The organism is Pseudomonas sp. GW821-FHT09E12, from assembly GCF_059416085.1.
Genome location: NZ_JBWKOM010000001.1, coordinates 942,445 through 959,505, shown reverse-complemented (window position 1 = coordinate 959,505; position 17,061 = coordinate 942,445). Strand labels below are relative to the sequence as shown.

The 17,061-nt window shown below is 63.3% G+C and carries 12 protein-coding genes; 6 read left to right on the top strand and 6 right to left on the bottom strand.

The features are described from left to right. Position 1 precedes the first annotated feature (1 nt). A complete protein-coding gene (locus tag AC07PQ_RS04285; protein WP_493184373.1) occupies positions 2-1,165 on the bottom strand; it encodes an isovaleryl-CoA dehydrogenase in 1,164 nt (387 codons plus the stop codon). Between the two features lie 253 nt (positions 1,166-1,418). Here AC07PQ_RS04285 and AC07PQ_RS04280 point away from each other — a divergent pair, with 253 nt between their 5' ends. Beyond that, complete coding sequence (locus AC07PQ_RS04280; RefSeq protein ID WP_493184374.1) at positions 1,419-3,113, top strand: AMP-binding protein; 1,695 nt, start codon at positions 1,419-1,421, stop codon at positions 3,111-3,113. Between the two features lie 661 nt (positions 3,114-3,774). On the opposite strand, the gene AC07PQ_RS04275 is transcribed toward AC07PQ_RS04280, so the two are convergent. The 3 genes from AC07PQ_RS04275 to AC07PQ_RS04265 all read right to left on the bottom strand — a co-directional run bounded on the left by AC07PQ_RS04275 (position 3,775) and on the right by AC07PQ_RS04265 (position 6,330). After that, positions 3,775-4,674, bottom strand: a complete 900-nt coding sequence (locus AC07PQ_RS04275) for a hydroxymethylglutaryl-CoA lyase (RefSeq protein ID WP_493184375.1) — start codon at positions 4,672-4,674, stop codon at positions 3,775-3,777. A 156-nt stretch (positions 4,675-4,830) separates the two neighbouring features. Beyond that, the gene (locus AC07PQ_RS04270; RefSeq protein WP_007929654.1) at positions 4,831-5,235 is read right to left on the bottom strand and encodes a MerR family transcriptional regulator; all 405 of its coding nucleotides are present in this window, start codon (positions 5,233-5,235) and stop codon (positions 4,831-4,833) included. Positions 5,236-5,403: 168 nt separating this feature from the next. Then, positions 5,404-6,330, bottom strand: a complete 927-nt coding sequence (locus AC07PQ_RS04265) for a LysR family transcriptional regulator (RefSeq protein ID WP_007929650.1) — start codon at positions 6,328-6,330, stop codon at positions 5,404-5,406. A 193-nt stretch (positions 6,331-6,523) separates the two neighbouring features. Between AC07PQ_RS04265 and AC07PQ_RS04260 the strand changes: the two genes are divergently transcribed. Continuing rightward, the gene (locus AC07PQ_RS04260) at positions 6,524-7,753 is read left to right on the top strand and encodes an acyl-CoA dehydrogenase (RefSeq protein ID WP_007929649.1); all 1,230 of its coding nucleotides are present in this window, start codon (positions 6,524-6,526) and stop codon (positions 7,751-7,753) included. A gap of 92 nt (positions 7,754-7,845) precedes the next feature. Here AC07PQ_RS04260 and AC07PQ_RS04255 read toward each other — a convergent pair whose 3' ends face one another. Further along, positions 7,846-9,228, bottom strand: a complete 1,383-nt coding sequence (locus AC07PQ_RS04255) for a substrate-binding domain-containing protein (protein WP_493184376.1) — start codon at positions 9,226-9,228, stop codon at positions 7,846-7,848. 250 nt (positions 9,229-9,478) lie between these two features. Between AC07PQ_RS04255 and AC07PQ_RS04250 the strand changes: the two genes are divergently transcribed. After that, the gene (locus AC07PQ_RS04250; RefSeq protein WP_062825314.1) at positions 9,479-9,805 is read left to right on the top strand and encodes a YegP family protein; all 327 of its coding nucleotides are present in this window, start codon (positions 9,479-9,481) and stop codon (positions 9,803-9,805) included. A gap of 55 nt (positions 9,806-9,860) precedes the next feature. On the opposite strand, the gene xthA is transcribed toward AC07PQ_RS04250, so the two are convergent. Then, the gene (gene xthA, locus AC07PQ_RS04245; RefSeq protein WP_053261861.1) at positions 9,861-10,673 is read right to left on the bottom strand and encodes an exodeoxyribonuclease III; all 813 of its coding nucleotides are present in this window, start codon (positions 10,671-10,673) and stop codon (positions 9,861-9,863) included. A gap of 203 nt (positions 10,674-10,876) precedes the next feature. Between xthA and AC07PQ_RS04240 the strand changes: the two genes are divergently transcribed. The 3 genes from AC07PQ_RS04240 (at position 10,877) to AC07PQ_RS04230 (ending at position 16,989) form a co-directional block, all read left to right on the top strand. After that, the gene (locus AC07PQ_RS04240) at positions 10,877-11,527 is read left to right on the top strand and encodes a GNAT family N-acetyltransferase (RefSeq protein ID WP_007929645.1); all 651 of its coding nucleotides are present in this window, start codon (positions 10,877-10,879) and stop codon (positions 11,525-11,527) included. A 63-nt stretch (positions 11,528-11,590) separates the two neighbouring features. Next, entirely contained in the window at positions 11,591-13,318 is a 1,728-nt protein-coding gene (locus tag AC07PQ_RS04235; RefSeq protein WP_493184377.1) for an autotransporter assembly complex protein TamA, read from the top strand. Continuing rightward, on the top strand, positions 13,315-16,989 hold the full coding sequence (locus AC07PQ_RS04230) for a translocation/assembly module TamB domain-containing protein (RefSeq protein WP_493184378.1): 3,675 nt from the start codon (positions 13,315-13,317) through the stop codon (positions 16,987-16,989). Before AC07PQ_RS04235 ends, AC07PQ_RS04230 begins: the two co-directional genes overlap by 4 nt. The last annotated feature ends 72 nt before the right edge of the window (positions 16,990-17,061 follow it).

The window sequence follows — 17,061 nt, the reverse complement described above, 5'->3', positions numbered from 1 at the left end:
GTTAGCGGGTTTCGTTGAACAGTTCGCGACCGATCAGCATGCGGCGGATTTCGCTGGTGCCGGCGCCGATTTCATACAACTTGGCGTCACGCAGCAGGCGGCCGGCGGGGAACTCGTTGATGTAGCCGTTGCCGCCAAGGATCTGGATTGCGTCCAGGGCCATCTGGGTAGCGCGTTCGGCGCTGTAGAGGATCACCCCGGCGGCGTCCTTGCGCGTGGTCTCGCCGCGCTCGCAGGCCTGGGCCACGGCATACAGGTAGGCGCGGCTGGCGTTGAGCTGGGTGTACATGTCGGCGACCTTGCCCTGGATCAGCTGGAACTCGCCGATGCTCTGGCCGAACTGCTTGCGGTCATGGATGTAGGGCACCACCAGGTCCATGCAGGCCTGCATGATCCCGGTCGGGCCGCCGGAGAGCACCACGCGCTCGTAGTCCAGGCCGCTCATCAGCACCTTAACGCCGCCATTGAGCACGCCGAGGATGTTCTCTTCCGGCACTTCCACATCGTCGAAGAACAGCTCGCAGGTGTTGGAGCCGCGCATGCCCAGCTTGTCGAACTTGTTGCTGCGGCTGAAGCCTTTCCAGTCGCGCTCGACGATGAACGCGGTGATGCCGTGCGGGCCTTTTTCCAGGTCGGTCTTGGCGTAGATCACATAGGTGTTGGCGTCGGGGCCGTTGGTGATCCAGGTCTTGCTGCCGTTGAGCACGTAGCGATCGCCACGCTTGTCGGCGCGCAGCTTCATCGAGACCACGTCGGAGCCGGCGTTGGGTTCGCTCATGGCCAGGGCGCCGATGTGTTCGCCGCTGATCAGCTTGGGCAGGTAGTGGCTTTTCTGTTGGTGGTTGCCGTTGCGGTTGATCTGGTTGACGCAGAGGTTGGAGTGGGCGCCGTAGGAGAGGGCGACCGAGGCCGAACCGCGGCTGATTTCTTCCATGGCCACCACGTGGGCCAGATAGCCCAGGCCGGCGCCGCCGTATTCTTCCGGCACGGTGATGCCCAGCAGGCCCATGTCGCCGAACTTGCGCCACATGTCGGCGGGGAACAGGTTGTCGATGTCGATCAGTGCCGCCCGTGGCGCCAGCTCGGCCTTGACGAAGGCCTGCACCTGGTCGCGGAGCATGTCGATGGTTTCGCCGAGGGCAAAGTTCAGGGTCGGATAGCTCATGGGGGCACCTTCAAACTTGTTTTTATGTAAGGGAGTCGGGCTGTGGAGAGCGGCTGATTCGGCTCTCACCTTTACGTTAACGTAAGCCTGCGACGGGTGGCTGTCAATCACCCTTTACGTAAACGTCAACTTGCGCGAATCTGTAGGAGCCGAGCTTGCTGGCGATGAAGGATAACGCGGTCGTATAGCGACACCGCGGCGCTCCAATCGCGGGCAAGCTTCGCTCCTACAATAAAGACAATAGGGGGTCATCATGGATCAACCCGCATCCGCGCCGGGGCGCAGTTACACTCGCGGCACGCAGGACAAGGCCTTGCTGGCGCTGACCATCGGTCAGGCGTTCGATCGCACGGTGGCGTCATACCCTCGGGGCGAAGCCCTGGTGGTGCGTCATCAGCAGCTGCGCTACAGCTGGCAGCAACTGGCCGAAACCGTCGATCTGCATGCCCGGGCGCTGCTGGCCCTGGGGCTCAAGACCGGCGACCGGCTGGGCATCTGGGCCCCCAACTGTGCCCAGTGGTGCATCAGCCAGTTCGCCAGCGCCAAGATCGGCGCGATCCTGGTGAACATCAATCCGGCCTATCGCAGCTCCGAACTGGAATACGTGCTCAAGCAGTCCGGCTGCCAGTGGCTGGTGTGCGCCGGCGCGTTCAAGACCTCTGATTACCACGCCATGCTCCAGGGCCTGGCGCCCGAGCTGGCGCAGCAGTCCATCGGCCAACTGCAAAGCGAGCGCCTGCCGGATTTGCGCGGCGTGATCAGCCTCGATGCCCAGCCGCCGTCGGGCTTTCTGCCCTGGTCGCAACTGGCCGACCTGGGGGCCGGCGTCAGCGTCGAAGCGCTGCGCGAACGCCAGGACAGCCTGGACCCCGACCAGGCGGTGAATATCCAGTACACCTCCGGCACCACCGGGTTCCCCAAGGGCGCGACCCTCAGCCACTACAACATCCTCAACAACGGTTACATGGTCGGCGAGAGCCTGGGCCTGGGCCACGAGGACCGCTTGGTGATCCCGGTGCCGCTGTACCACTGCTTCGGCATGGTCATGGGCAACCTGGGCTGCGTGACCCACGGCACGACCATGATCTACCCCAACGATGCCTTCGATCCGCTGCAGACCCTGGGCGCCGTGGCCGAGGAAAAGGCCACCGGGCTGTACGGTGTGCCGACCATGTTCATCGCCATGCTCGACCAGCCACGGCGGGCCGAGTTCGACCTGTCGAGCCTGCGCACCGGGATCATGGCCGGGGCCACCTGTCCGATCGAGGTGATGCGGCGGGTGATCAGCGAGATGCACATGAGCGAAGTGCAGATCGCCTACGGCATGACCGAAACCAGCCCGGTGTCGTTGCAGACCGGCCCGGCGGACGACCTTGAGCTGCGCGTGACCACGGTCGGCCGCACCCAGCCGCAGCTGGAAAGCAAGATCATCGACGAGACGGGCAATATCGTGCCGCGCGGCACCATCGGCGAGCTGTGCACTCGCGGTTACAGCGTGATGCTGGGCTACTGGAACAACCCCCAGGGCACGGCCGAAGCCATCGACCAGGCCGGCTGGATGCACACCGGCGACCTGGCGACCATGAACGAGCAGGGTTACGTGTGCATCGCCGGGCGTAACAAGGACATGATCATCCGCGGCGGCGAGAACATTTATCCGCGCGAGCTGGAGGAGTTTTTCTTCACCCACCCGGCGGTGGCCGACGTGCAGGTGATCGGCATCCCGTGCTCGAAATATGGCGAAGAGATCGTCGCCTGGATCAAGTTCCACCCCGGCCATAGCGCCAGCGAGGAGGAACTGCAGGCCTGGTGCAAGGTGCGTATCGCTCACTTCAAGACGCCGCGTTACTTCAAGTTCGTCGAGGAATTCCCGATGACCGTGACCGGCAAGATCCAGAAGTTCAGGATGCGCGAGATCAGCATCGAGGAGTTGCGCGGGCGTTCCTGATCCTGTTCCAGCAGGCTCCCGCACGTGAATACCTGCGGGAGCGGCTCGCGAGCCGTTTTGGAGGCCGCAGCCGAGCCAGGAGAGGGGGGAAACAGGAAGGCCGGAAAGCACAAAGGGGAGCCGAAGCTCCCCTTTAATTTTTGTCGTTGCGTGCTCTTTTTTTATTATTGAGGGGCGGTCTGTTGTTGTTTTTGGCAACCGTTACCCTTTACCGCTGTTTTTGGCGATCCCCATCCGGGATCAAGAGCAAACGTATTTTTTTGAGCGCTGATCTATTTTCTCGCTTGAGCGACCAACCAGTTCGGGAGCTACCTTGGGGTAGTTTTATTGTTCTCTGCCCGGTTGCGGGTGGCTCTTATTGTTAAAGACACCCTGGAAAACACATCCTCTCCAAAAAAATCTGTTAGCTGCGTCTCTGCCGTGTTGTTTTTGTTATGTCAGAGTCGTTTCGTCTTATTTTTATTAGCTTTGCTGCTTTTTATTCTTGTTATGCCAGAGATATAGCAGAAGCCATGCCAACTTTTTAAAATCCTTTAAAATCAATGGTTTGATAAAATTGGTCTTTCATCTGTACCGCTAGAAAATCGACAAACTGTTTCCGTGTTACCCGTTTCGAGCGTGCGCCAGGGCGGCCGGTAACACCCTGAAACAGGCGTGCCCCTCAACCTGGGTAACGGGCCTTGGCGACGCGCGAGCCGGTGGGCCGCCCCAGCACCGAGCAGATCTGCTGGCCGGCGAGGATCAGGCGCTCCATGTCGATACCGGTTTTGATGCCCAGCCCGTTGAGCAGGTACAGCACGTCCTCGCTGGCGACGTTGCCGCTGGCGCCCTTGGCATAGGGGCAGCCGCCGAGCCCGGCGATGGAGCTGTCGAACACCGCGATGCCTTCCAGCAGGCTGGCGTAGATATTGGCCAGGGCCTGGCCATAAGTGTCGTGGAAGTGCCCGGCGAGCTTGTCCCGCGGAACATGGGCGGCCACCACCTCGAACATGCGGCGGGTAGCGCCGGCGGTACCGGTGCCGATGGTGTCGCCCAGGGACACTTCGTAGCAGCCCATGCTGTACAGCTCGCGGGCGACCACGGCGACCTGTTCCGGCGCTACCTCGCCTTCGTAAGGGCAGCCCAGCACACAGGACACGTAACCGCGCACGGTAACGCCGTGCTGTTTCGCTGCTTCCATGATCGGCACGAAGCGTTCCAGGCTCTCGCTGATGGAGCAGTTGATGTTGCGCTGGGAGAAGGCCTCGGAGGCGGCGGCGAACACCGCGACTTCCTTGACCCCGGCGGCCAGGGCGTCTTCGAAACCGCGCAGGTTCGGGGCGAGGGCGCCGTAGGTTACCCCCGGCTTGCGCTGGATCTGCGCGAATACCTCGGCGGACCCGGCCATCTGCGGCACCCATTTGGGCGAGACGAAACTGCCGACTTCTATATAGCCGAGCCCGGCCGCGCTCAGGGCATCCACCAGTTGCACCTTGTGGGCGACGCTGATGGGCTGGGCTTCGTTCTGCAAACCGTCGCGAGGACCGACTTCGACCAGGCGGACATGGGTGGGGAGGGACATGAGAGCTTTACCTATATTAAGTGGGCACTAATGTAGCCGCTGCCGCAGGCTGCGCTCGGCGACGAAGTCGACGCAAAACCAGGCGCTACGGTCTGTCTGGCAGATTGTCTGTGTTGCTGGCGCGGCCGCTTTGCGAGCGATCGCCGCCTGGGGTGGTTACTGCACGGCGCTTTTCTGATTCTGGATGGTCTGCTCCAGCGCCTGGGTGCAGCGCTCTTCCGCGGTGTCCAGCTCCAGCTTCATCTGTTCGATGTCCAGCAACTGTTGCTCTAGCTGCTCACGGCGCTCGGCGATTTTCGCCAGCATGCTGTGCAGCTGTTTCAGGTTGCCGCTGCTGGGGTCGTAGAGTTCGATCAGCTCGCGGCATTCGGCCAGGGAGAAGCCGATGCGCTTGCCGCGCAGGATCAGTTTCAGGCTGACCTTGTCCCGTGGCGAGTAGATGCGTTCCTGGCCACGGCGTTCGGGGGCGAGCAGGCCTTGTTCTTCATAAAAACGGATGGCCCGGGTGGTGATGTCGAGCTCGCGGGCGAGGTCGGAAATGCTGTAGGTCTGGCTGCTCATGGGGGCACTCGAAAAAGGTCTTGGCGTTAAGCTAATTCGAGGTTGACGTATACGTCAAGCAGGATGCCGCCCTATCCGTAGGGGCGAGGCTTGCCCGCGATGGGTCCGCAGAGGTTTCCCTGAACCACCACGTTCTCCCTGATCGCGGGCAAGCCTCGTTCCTACCGGTCACTTCTCGAGTTTTTTCTCGTGGGCCGTCACCTGCTGGCACAGCTCGATCATCTGCTCGCGCATCCAGCGGTTGGCCGGGTCCTGGTCGGTGCTTTCGTGCCAGTAGAGGTGGGTTTCCAGCGGCGGCACGTCGTTGACCGGCAGGTTGAACGCCAGCAGGTCATGGCGGCGGGCGAAGCGCTCGGGCACGGTCATGACCATGTCGGTCTGCTGCAGCACTTGCGAGGCCATCAGGTAATGCTGGGAGCGCAGGGCGATCTTGCGCTGGATGCCCATCTTGCCCAGGGCCAGGTCGACGTAACCCAGGCCGCTGCGACGGCTGGAAATATGGATGTGGGTCAGCGACAGGTAGTCGTCGAGGCTGAGTTTTTCCTTGTTCGCCAGCGGGTGGCTCTTGCGCATGGCGCACACATAGCGGTCTTCCATCAGCTTGACGTGGCGGACCTGCGGGTCGGTGTTGAGCGGGGCATCGACGGCGAAATCCAGGCGGCCGGCGGCCAGTTCCTTGGTGGTTTCCCGGCGTTTGGACAGGAAACTCTCGATGATCACCGTGGGCGCCAGGCGCCGCAGGCGCTGGAACAGCGGCGGCAGGATCACTGCCTCGGTCAGGTCGGTCATGCTGATGCGGTAGGTCTTGACCGCCTGCAAGGGGTTGAAGATGCGGCTTTCCTGCACCGACACCCGCAGCAGCGAAAGGGCGTTGCGCACCGGGCCGATGATGTTCTGCGCCATGGGCGTGGGCACCATGCCCTGGGCGGTCCGCACGAACAGCGGGTCGTTGAAGGTCTCGCGCAGGCGGGCCAGGGCGTTGGAGACAGCGGGCTGAGTGATGCCGACGATTTGTCCGGCGCGGGTCAGGTTGGCTTCGGTGTAGATCGCGTCGAAGACGATGAAAAGGTTGAGGTCGACCTTGCTCAGATTCATTGCGCTGCACTCTTATTGTTAGGGGCCGGTATTGTTAGGGGCCGGAGGCTGGACTGATTGGCCTGCCCAATCAGTCAATCATATATCGGTGATGAATGTTAATACACGCCGAGAATAGGCTAGGTAAATTTTCGTAAGCTGTTCTAGCATCGGTTCCATGCCCTCAACCACCTCGCCAAGAAGGTAGCTGCCCATGGATTTCGCCTATTCACCCAAGGTTCAGGAACTGCGTGAGCGCGTGACCGCGTTCATGGACACCTATGTCTATCCGGCTGAAGCGGTGTTCGAGCGCCAGGTCGCCGAAGGCGATCGCTGGCAGCCGACGGCGATCATGGAAGAGCTCAAACTCAAGGCCAAGGCCGAGGGGTTGTGGAACCTGTTCCTGCCCGAGTCGGAACTCGGCGCCGGCCTGACCAACCTGGAATACGCGCCGCTGGCGGAAATCATGGGCCGCTCCCTGCTGGGGCCGGAACCCTTCAACTGCTCGGCACCGGACACCGGCAACATGGAAGTGCTGGTGCGTTACGCCAATGAAGAGCAGAAGCAACGCTGGCTGGAGCCGCTGCTGCGCGGCGAGATCCGCTCCGCCTTCGCCATGACCGAGCCGGACGTGGCGTCGTCCGACGCCACCAACATGGCGGCCCGCGCCGTGCGCGATGGCGACGAATGGGTGATCAACGGCAAGAAGTGGTGGACCTCGGGGGCCTGCGACCCGCGTTGCAAGATCCTGATCTTCATGGGCCTGAGCAACCCGGACGCGCCGCGCCACCAGCAGCACTCGATGATCCTGGTGCCGGTCGACACCCCCGGGGTGAAGATTGTCCGGCCGCTGCCGGTGTTCGGTTACGACGACGCACCCCACGGCCATGCCGAAGTGCTGTTCGACAATGTGCGGGTGCCGTACGAGAACGTGCTGCTGGGCGAAGGCCGTGGTTTCGAGATCGCCCAGGGCCGCCTTGGCCCGGGCCGGATTCACCACTGCATGCGTTCGATCGGCATGGCCGAGCGCGCGCTGGAACTGATGTGCAAGCGTTCGGTAAGTCGTACCGCATTCGGCAAGCCGCTGGCGCGCCTGGGCGGCAATATCGACAAGATCGCCGACTCGCGGATGGAGATCGACATGGCACGCCTGCTGACCCTGAAGGCGGCGTACATGATGGACACCGTCGGCAACAAGGTGGCGAAAAGCGAGATCGCGCAGATCAAGGTGGTGGCGCCGAACGTGGCCTTGAAGGTGATCGACCGGGCCATCCAGATTCATGGTGGGGCCGGGGTCTCCAACGATTTCCCGCTGGCCTACATGTATGCGATGCAACGTACTTTGCGCCTGGCCGACGGCCCGGACGAAGTGCACCGCGCGGCCATTGGCAAGTTCGAAATCGGCAAGTACGTGCCCAAGGAAATGCTGCGCAGCGGGCATTAAAGCGATCGCGGGCAAGCCTCGCTCCTACGGAAGAATCTGTAGGAGCGAGGCTTGCCCGCGAAGCGGCCTCGATTACACCGCTGGTTTCTCTCTCAATACACCCAGACTTCCACCCGCCGATTCTTGATCCGCCCCTCGTCCGCGGTATTGGCCGCGACCGGCATCTGCGCGCCAAAACCGCGGATCTCGCGCAACACCACACCGTTTCTCACCAGTTCCCGGCGCACGGTCATGGCTCTGAGCTTGGACAACAGCGCCGCGCGTGCCGGATCGTTCTTGGCATCGCCGAAGCCGACCAGGGTCACGCGCTTGGCCAGCTTGTCGTGCCGCTTGAGAAAGTCCAGGACCCGTGGCAGGTCCTGGCGCGCCTTGTTATCGAGGGTGGCGCTGCCTTCCTCGAAACGAAAATTCACGGTCAGGCGCTGCGCCTGCCGGGCGATGGCCTGGTAACCCTCGGGCATCTGCGGGGCGGGGGCGACACTCATGGCCAGCACCGTCTGGGCAATAAAACCGTTGGCCGCGACTATGGCCTGGCCCCTGGCACTTTGGGCGAAACGCACCAGGGCCCTGGCCCAGGGGTTTTGCTCATCGGGCGGCAGGTAGAAGTACAGGCGCCGTGACAGTGGGTAGTCCTCGGTGGCGATCAGGCTGTCGAGGGGCAGCATCGGTTGCGAGCCGCCATCGACAATCGCCACGGTCTTGGCCTGGCGCACATAAGGCAGGCCGATAAAACCGATGCCCTGGGGATCGCGGCTGACCGCGTCGGAGAGTCGTTCGCTGGACTCGAAGCGTTTCGCTGTGGCGCTCAGGTTCTTGTTGCGGCGTGCCAGCACCAGTTCCTTGAAGGTGTCGTAGGTGCCGGAGCGGTCATCGCGGGCGTATAGGTGAATGGCGCCGCCGACGCCGCCCAGTTCTTCCCAGGTTTTTACCTCGCCGCTGAACACCCGCGCCAATTGTTCGGTGTCCAGCCGCGCCAGCGGGTTGTGCGGGTGGAGGATGATGGCCAGGCCGTCGATGGCGATCACCTGTTCGGCGTCGGGGTCTTTCAGGTCGCCGAGGGCTTCCAGCTCCACCAGTTCGCTGTCCTTGATCGGCCGTGACGCGGCGGCGAGGTCGGCGCTGGCGTTCTTCAACGCGGCAAAGCCGGTACTGGAGCCATGCGCGGCGATCTCGACGACAACGCGCTGGCCTTGGGCACTCTGGCCGGTCACCCGACGTTCGTTGTCTTTACCCGTCGCCTCGATCCGTATGTCGAGCAAACCCTGTTCTTGCATCAGGCCCTTGACCAGGGCCGGGCCCAGCGCGGCACCGATGGTGTTGGAGCCCTGGATGCGCAGCACCGGCTGGTTGTCGCCGGCCAGGGGCAGGGCGGCGAACACCGACCAGGGCAGGGCGTAGCAGACGAAGCCGACCAGCAGCAGGAAGAGGGTTCGGCACCAGAGGTCCGGTTCACTGACGGTACAAACGCGTGACATGCGGCAATGGCCTTCTATGGCGGGAGCGAGTGCGGCGAGATTAAGTCAGGGAGGTGACGGGGATGTGACGGTTGATGGGGGTAATCGGAGCGTTCCCCTGGCTTTTCAGAATGCTCTTAAAGACCCGGCACGGCGGGCTCAGTACAGTTGAAAACTTTGTCTGGAGGGGAATTGGCGCACGCTGACTCTCGTCGTCACCAGGCGTCGATGCAGCCCTGGCTGCAATTTGCTTGTGTCAAAGGAGTATGAAATGAGTGGCTGGTTCGAGCTGAAGCAATATGGCAGCGGTGGTTTCAGGTTCTTGCTGAAGTCCAAGGACGCGCAGACCATGCTTCAAAGCGACCGTTACCCTTGTCGTGAGAGTGTCGAGGCAGCCATTGCGCTGCTCCGCAAGCACTGCACGTCCCCGGGTAGTTACGAAAAGAAGATCGCCCCCGGTGGCAAACCTTACTTCAATCTCAAGGCCGGCAAGGAGGTGATCCTGGTCAGCCACTTGTATGACTCGGAGCCGACCCGTGAGTCCGCCATCGAGGCCATCATGCAGGCTGGCACCAGCACCCGGGTCGAGCTGTGTTGAGACGCTGAAGCCATAAAAAAGCCCATCTCAGGATGGGCTTTTTTGTGCCGGGCGATCAGCTCAGCTCGAGCCAGATCGGTGCGTGGTCGGAAGGTTTCTCCATGCCGCGCAGGTCGTAGTCGACCCCGGCATCCTTGATCCGTGGCAGCAGGCCGCGAGAGGCCATGATCAGGTCGATGCGCAGGCCGCGCTTGGGCTCGTCCTCGAAACCGCGGCTGCGGTAGTCGAACCAGCTGAAACGATCGGCCACCTCGGGGTTGAGGTGGCGGAAACTGTCCACCAGGCCCCAGTTCTTCAGGCGGGCCATCCACTCGCGCTCTTCCGGCAGGAAGCTGCACTTGCCGGTTTTCAGCCAGCGCTTCATGTTGTCCGGGCCGATGCCGATGTCGCAGTCTTCCGGGGAAATGTTCACGTCGCCCATGACCACCAGCGGCTGCTCGTTGCTGAAGCGGGTTTCCAGCAGGTGCTGCAGGTCGCTGTAGAAACGTTGCTTGGCCGGGAACTTGGTGGGGTGGTCGCGGCTTTCGCCCTGGGGGAAGTAGCCGTTCATGATGGTCACCGGGGTGCCATCGACATCGGCGAAGGTGCCCCAGATAAAACGCCGCTGGGCATCTTCATCGTCGCCATCGAAGCCTTTGTACAGGTCCAGCGGCGCCTGGCGCGAGAGCAGGGCGACGCCGTAGTGGCCTTTCTGCCCGTGGTAATGCACGTGATAACCCAGCGCCTGGACTTCGGCCAGGGGGAACTGGTCGTCCGACACCTTGGTTTCCTGCAGGCCGATGACGTCCGGTTGATGCTTTTCGATCAGCGCCGCCAACTGATGGGGGCGGGCGCGCAGCCCGTTGATGTTGAACGAGACGATCTTCATGGTCGGCAGTCCTGGCAAAACTGCGATGCTAGCCGACAAGTCGCGCGGCGGCCAGCGTGGCAGCAGGGCAGATGCGCTGCTAAGGTCCATGGGCGGTGGAACGATCATGAGCCTGAAAGGTTCGTAGCTATAACAACCGCGCAGAAGAACGCCGCCGCCCAGCGCGGCCACTTCAAGCCGGGCCCAGGGGGAGACCAATCGCCATGCCTGAAACCTCGACTGCCATCGCCGACATTCACATGCTCGACAGCGGCTATGCCCGCGAAGCCCGTTCCCTGCTGTATCAGGCTTATCGCCACGAGCCGACCTTCGCTTATCTGTTCGAGTCCGAACGCCCGGGTTACGAACAACGGGTGAGGGCCACGGTACGGGAGCTGGTCAAGCAGCACTTCATTCAGGACCTGCCGGCCATCGGCCTGTTGGTCAATGACCGGCTGATCGGCATCGCCCTGATCGCACCGCCCCAGCGTCGCCTGGGCATTACCGAGAGTTGGGCCTGGCGCCTGCGCATGGTGCTCAGTACCGGTTTCCGTTGCACCCGGCGTTACCTGGACTATCACGCCGCGGTGCTGGGTTGCCTGCCCAGCGATTCGGTGCACGTCCTGCCCTTGCTGGGGATTCATCCGCAATTCCAGGGCAGGCACTTCGGTGAGCAGTTGCTGCAGGCGGTGCACAACTGGTGCGCGGTGGATGAACACTCCCAGGGTGTGGTGCTGGACACCGGCAACCCGCGTTACCTGGCGTTCTATGAGCGCCAGGGTTATGAAGAGATTGGCGAGATCGCCGTCGGTCCGGTCCGCGAGCACGTTTTCTTTCACGCCAACCCGCAGGTTCTGCAAAGCGCGACCGGCTGAACAGAACTTTCCTCACATTTGTGCGCTCTATCGGGCTCCCAGCTCGTGATAGCATTCGCGCCTATGAAGTTTTCAGGAAGATTCACCAGCGGCTTGTTGCTGCTGTTCACAAGCTGTGCGGCACTGGCGCAAAGCGAATTGGACGTCAGGGTCAAACCCTCCAACGATGAACTCAAGGCCAATGTGGAAGGCTACATCGGCGGGGTGGGCGATCGCGACGAGGAAGCCCTGCTGCGTTTCAGCCGTGGCGCCGAGGAGCAGGCCCGCAAGGCCGCCCAGGCCCTGGGCTACTACCAGCCGCAGATCAGCAGCGAAGTCAAAGGCGGCGAAAAGCCGCGTTTGGTGCTGAATATCGATCCTGGCGAGCCGGTGCACCTGCGCAACGTCACCATCCGGGTCGACGGCCCGGCGGCCTCCCTCAAGGGCTTTCGGGTGCCCAGGAGCGACCAGCTGAAAAGCGGCGCGGTTCTCAATCACGGTCATTACGAAGACGCCAAGCGGCTGATCCAGAACCAGGCGTCGCGCTACGGCTTTTTCAGCGGGCGTTTCACCCGGCAGAAGCTGGCCGTGGACCCCCAGGCCGGGGTGGCGGATATCGAGCTGGTCTACGAAAGCGGTCCGCGTTATGCCCTGGGCAAGGTCAGTTTTGCCGGCGATACACCGTTCGACGAAGACCTGCTGCAACGCATGGTGCCGTTCAAGGCCGGTACTCCCTACGATTCCGAGCTGATCGCCGAGCTTAACCAGGCATTGCAATCGAGCGGTTACTTCGAGGGCGTGCGGGTCGACGCGGCGCCGACCGCGGCCGCCGCCGAGGTGATTCCGGTGGCGGTCCAGCTGGAAACCCGCAAGCCGCGCACCATGGGCCTGGGCCTGGGCTTTTCCACCGACGTCGGGCCGCGGGCCAAAGCCAACTGGACCCGGCACTGGGTCAACGCCCAAGGCCACAGCTACGGCTGGGAGGCGGAAGTCTCCGTGCCGCGACAGAACGTCGGCCTGTTCTACGACATACCGCTGGACCCGCCGCTGACCGACAAGCTGCGTTTTGCCGGCGGCTACCAGAACGAAGAAATCGCCAATACCGACACCCTGAGCAAGCTGCTCACCCTCGGTCCCGAGTGGCACAGCAAGTTGCCCAGCGGCTGGCAGCGAGTCATCTCGTTGAAGTGGCAACGCGAGGAATACCGCCTGGGCGACGACTCGGGCCTGAGTACCCTGTTGATGCCCGGCATCAGCTATTCCTACCTGCGCAGCGATAACCGCATCGACCCGCACAACGGCTATCGCCTGCAATTCGACAGCAAGGTGGCCAAGGAAGGGCTGGGTTCGGACACCAACCTGTTATATGGCACCGTGCTGCTCAAGGGCCTGACCACGGTGTGGGACAACCATCGCTTCCTCGGCCGGGTGCAGTTCGGTGGCAGTGCCACCAACGGTTACAAGAAGATCCCGCCGTCGCTGCGCTTTTTCGCCGGTGGCGATCAGAGCGTGCGCGGTTACGACTACCAGAGCCTGTCGCCGGAGAACTCCGACGGCGACCGGATCGGTGGGCGCTACATGGTGGCCGGCAGCGTCGAGTATCAGTACTCCATCGCGGAAAAATGGCGCCTGGCGACCTTTGTCGACCAGGGCAACTCCTTCGACAAACTTGAACTGCCGAACCTCAAGACCGGGGTCGGTGTCGGCGTGCGCTGGGTGTCCCCGGTGGGGCCGATCCGCCTTGACCTGGCCCATGCGCTGGACGATGACGGCGGCATTCGCTTGCACTTTTCCATGGGGCCTGAGCTGTGAAGCGTGGTTTGAAGATCGCGGCGCTGGCGCTGCTTGTGTTGGTGGCGGTGCTGGTACTGGCGCTGGCTTCGATACTCGGCACCCAGGCCGGCAGTCGCTGGGCCCTGGGCCTGGTGCCGGGCTTGAGCGTGGATAACTTCGCCGGCCGCTTGGGCGGACAGTGGAGCGCCGATCATCTGCTGTGGCAGCAGGACAGCAGCCGGGTCGAACTCCAGGCGCCGAAATTCGCCTGGTCGCCGGCGTGCCTAATGCGCATGACCCTGTGCATCGAGCAACTGGACGTGGAGCAGGTCAGCCTGCAATTCCCGCCGGGCGCAGAAGAACAAAGCAGCGGCCCGATCAGCCTGCCGGATCTGCAGTTGCCTGTGGCTATCGAGCTGGGGCAGGTACGGGTCGGCAGCCTGCAGTTCAATGGCAGCGAGGAACTCAAGGGCTTGCAGCTGGCGGCGCAGTGGACGGCCAAGGGCCTGCAGATCGACTCGGTGAGCCTGCAACGCGACGACCTCAGCCTCAAACTTTCGGGCTTGTTGTCGCCCAGCGGCGACTGGCCACTGAGCGCCACCGGTACCCTGACCCTGCCGGCGCCGGGCAGTGAACCCTGGGCGCTGGCGCTGAAGGTCGATGGCGACCTGTTGAAGACCCTCAAGCTTGCGGCCGACAGCAGCGGTTACCTGCAAGGCCAATTGAGCGGTGAGCTGCAACCGTTGGTGGAGAACCTGCCGGCCGAGGTGCGGATCACCGCCGATGGCTTCAAGGCCAGCGCCGAGCTGCCCGATACCCTGATGCTCAACCAGCTGGAACTGACTGGCAAAGGCGACCTCAAGGCGGGTTACCAACTGCTGGGCAAGGCCAGCCTGCCGGCCGAGCAGGGGCCGGTGGCCCTGGTGCTGCAAGGCAAGGTCGACGCCAAGGGCGCGCAGATCGCCGCGCTGGACCTGAGCGCCAACGACAAGCAGAACCTCAAGCTGACGGGCCAGCTGGACTGGAGCCAGGGCCTGAACGCCGAAGCCAGGCTCGACTGGCTGGATTTCCCCTGGCATCGCCTGTCCCCGCTGATCGAAGAGCCCGCGGTGGCGGTGCGCCGCTTCACTGCCGAGGTCGCCTACCGCGATGGCAACTACCTGGGCAACTTCAAGGGTGACCTCGATGGCCCGGCGGGGGCGTTCAGCCTCAGCAGCCCGTTCAGCGGCGACCTGACGAAAATCTTCCTGCCCCAGTTCAAGCTGGCCGCCGGCCAGGGCAAGGCCGAAGGCCACCTGAACCTGCAATTCGCCGACGGCATCGCCTGGGATACCGCCCTGGATCTGTCGGCGATCAACCCGGCGTACTGGGTCGCCGAGCTGCCGGGCACTTTGGCCGGGCCGCTGCGCAGCCAGGGCGAAATGAAGAACGAGCAACTCAAGCTCAACGCCGACCTCGACCTCAAGGGCAAGCTGCGCGGCCAGCCCGCGGTGCTGCAGGCCAAGGCCGATGGCGCTGGCGAGCAGTGGAACCTGAACACCCTGGACATCCGCCTGGGCGACAACCGCATCAACGGTTCCGGCCGCCTGCAACAGCGTTTGGCCGGGCAACTCGATATCAAGCTGCCGCGTCTCGGCCAGCTGTGGCCCGAGCTGCGTGGCCAGCTCAACGGCCGCCTCGATGTGGCGGGCACCCTGAAGGCGCCGCAGGGCAAGCTCGACCTGCAAGGCCAGCAACTGGTGTTCGCCGACAATCGCCTGCAGAGCCTCAAGCTCGATGCCAACCTGGACAGCGCGCAACGGGCGCAAATCGACCTCAAGGGGGCCGGCATCCAGGTCGGTGAAACCGCGCTGGGCACACTGACGGCCAGCGGCCAGGGCGATATCAAGAGCCAGAAGCTGCAACTGGACCTGCAAGGCCCGCAGCTCAAGCTGGCACTGGGCCTGGACGGCAAGCTGGACCAGGGCAACTGGCGCGGGCGCCTGGCCAGCGGCGATATCCAGACCGGTGGCCAGGACTGGAGGCTGCAAGCCCCGGCCAAGCTCGAATATCTGGCCGACGGCAAGCTCAACTTCGGCGCCCATTGCTGGGCCAGCGGCGATGCCAGCCTGTGTGGCGAGGATCAGCGGCTGATGCCCGAGCCCAAGTTGCGCTACCACCTCAAGCAGTTCCCGATCGACAGTCTCGCGCAGTGGTTGCCCAAGGACTTCGCCTGGAAGGGCCGGCTCAATGCCGATATCAAGCTGGACGTACCGGCTGGCGGCCCGCAGGGGCGGATCCTGCTGGACGCCAGCGGCGGCACCTTGCGGGTCAAGGAAAAGCAGCAGTGGCTGGACTTCCCGTACCAGACGCTGAAACTCGACACCACCCTCAACCCCAAGCGTATCGACACCCAGCTGGCGTTCAGTGGCGGCAAGCTCGGTGAGCTGATGCTGCAGGCGCAGATCAATCCGCTGCCGAAAAACAAGCCGCTGTCCGGCGAGTTCCGCCTCAGCGGCCTGGACCTGGCGGTGGCGCGGCCGTTCGTGCCGATGGTCGAAAAGCTCACCGGCACCCTCAATGGCAGCGGGCGCATCTCCGGCGGTCTGCTGGCGCCGCAGGTCAATGGCAACCTGGCCCTTAGTGGTGGCGAAGTTTCCGGCCCTGAATTGCCCATCAGCCTCCAGGACCTGCAATTGCAGGCGCTGATCGCCGGTGAAAGCGTGCAGTTGAACGGCGGCTGGAAGAGCGGCAAGGCCGGCCAGGGTAGCCTGAACGGCAATATCGCCTGGGGCCAGGCGCTGGTGGTGGACCTGAGCCTGAAAGGCTCGCAACTGCCGGTCACCGTCGAGCCCTATGCGGTGCTGGACGTGGCGCCGGACCTGAAGATCTCGATGAAGGACGACAAGCTGGCGATCGCCGGCAAGGTCCATGTGCCCAAGGGTGAAATCACCATCCGTGAATTGCCGCCATCGACGGTCAAGGTGTCGGACGACACGGTGATCATCGGCCACCAGACCGAGGAGGGCAAAGCACCGATGGCCATGGCGATGGACATCGATGTGGTGGTCGGCGAGGACAAGCTCAGCTTCACCGGTTTCGGCCTGACCGCCAACCTGCAAGGCCACGTGCACATCGGCGACAACATGGACACCCGTGGCGAGTTGTGGCTCAACGACGGCCGCTACCGCGCCTACGGCCAGCGCCTGACCGTACGCCGGGCGCGCCTGCTGTTCGCCGGGCCGATCGACCAGCCGTACCTGGACATCGAGGCGATCCGCCAGACCGATGACGTGATCGCCGGCATCCGCCTCAGTGGCAGCGCCGAACAGCCGACCACGCAGATCTTTTCGGAACCGGCCATGAGCCAGGAGCAGGCGCTGTCCTACCTGGTGCTCGGGCGTCCCTTGAGCACCACCGGCGAGGACAACAACATGCTGGCGCAAGCTGCCCTGGGCCTGGGCCTGATGGGCAGCTCGAACATTACCGGCGGGCTGGCCAAGGACCTGGGGATCGACGACTTCCAGCTCGACACCCAGGGCAGCGGCAACACCACCAGCGTGGTGGCCAGCGGCAATATCTCCGAGCGGCTCAGCCTGCGTTACGGGGTGGGGGTCTTCGAGCCGGCCAACACCATCGCCCTGCGCTACAAGCTGAGCAAAAAGGTCTACTTGGAAGCGGCCAGCGGCGTCGCCAGTTCGCTGGACATCTTCTACAAGCGCGACTTCTAGCTCGTCGACAATCCAGTCCCCTTTGGCGAGGGGGCTGGTGTTCACCACGCCGCTCCTCCAGCCGGTAATTCT

Coding starts and splice junctions, on each gene's coding strand:
- AC07PQ_RS04285 (WP_493184373.1), bottom strand. CDS start 1,165: ATGAGCTATCCGACCCTGAACTTTGCCCTCGGCGAAACCATCGACATG.
- AC07PQ_RS04280 (WP_493184374.1), top strand. CDS start 1,419: ATGGATCAACCCGCATCCGCGCCGGGGCGCAGTTACACTCGCGGCACG.
- AC07PQ_RS04275 (WP_493184375.1), bottom strand. CDS start 4,674: ATGTCCCTCCCCACCCATGTCCGCCTGGTCGAAGTCGGTCCTCGCGAC.
- AC07PQ_RS04270 (WP_007929654.1), bottom strand. CDS start 5,235: ATGAGCAGCCAGACCTACAGCATTTCCGACCTCGCCCGCGAGCTCGAC.
- AC07PQ_RS04265 (WP_007929650.1), bottom strand. CDS start 6,330: ATGAATCTGAGCAAGGTCGACCTCAACCTTTTCATCGTCTTCGACGCG.
- AC07PQ_RS04260 (WP_007929649.1), top strand. CDS start 6,524: ATGGATTTCGCCTATTCACCCAAGGTTCAGGAACTGCGTGAGCGCGTG.
- AC07PQ_RS04255 (WP_493184376.1), bottom strand. CDS start 9,228: ATGTCACGCGTTTGTACCGTCAGTGAACCGGACCTCTGGTGCCGAACC.
- AC07PQ_RS04250 (WP_062825314.1), top strand. CDS start 9,479: ATGAGTGGCTGGTTCGAGCTGAAGCAATATGGCAGCGGTGGTTTCAGG.
- xthA (WP_053261861.1), bottom strand. CDS start 10,673: ATGAAGATCGTCTCGTTCAACATCAACGGGCTGCGCGCCCGCCCCCAT.
- AC07PQ_RS04240 (WP_007929645.1), top strand. CDS start 10,877: ATGCCTGAAACCTCGACTGCCATCGCCGACATTCACATGCTCGACAGC.
- AC07PQ_RS04235 (WP_493184377.1), top strand. CDS start 11,591: ATGAAGTTTTCAGGAAGATTCACCAGCGGCTTGTTGCTGCTGTTCACA.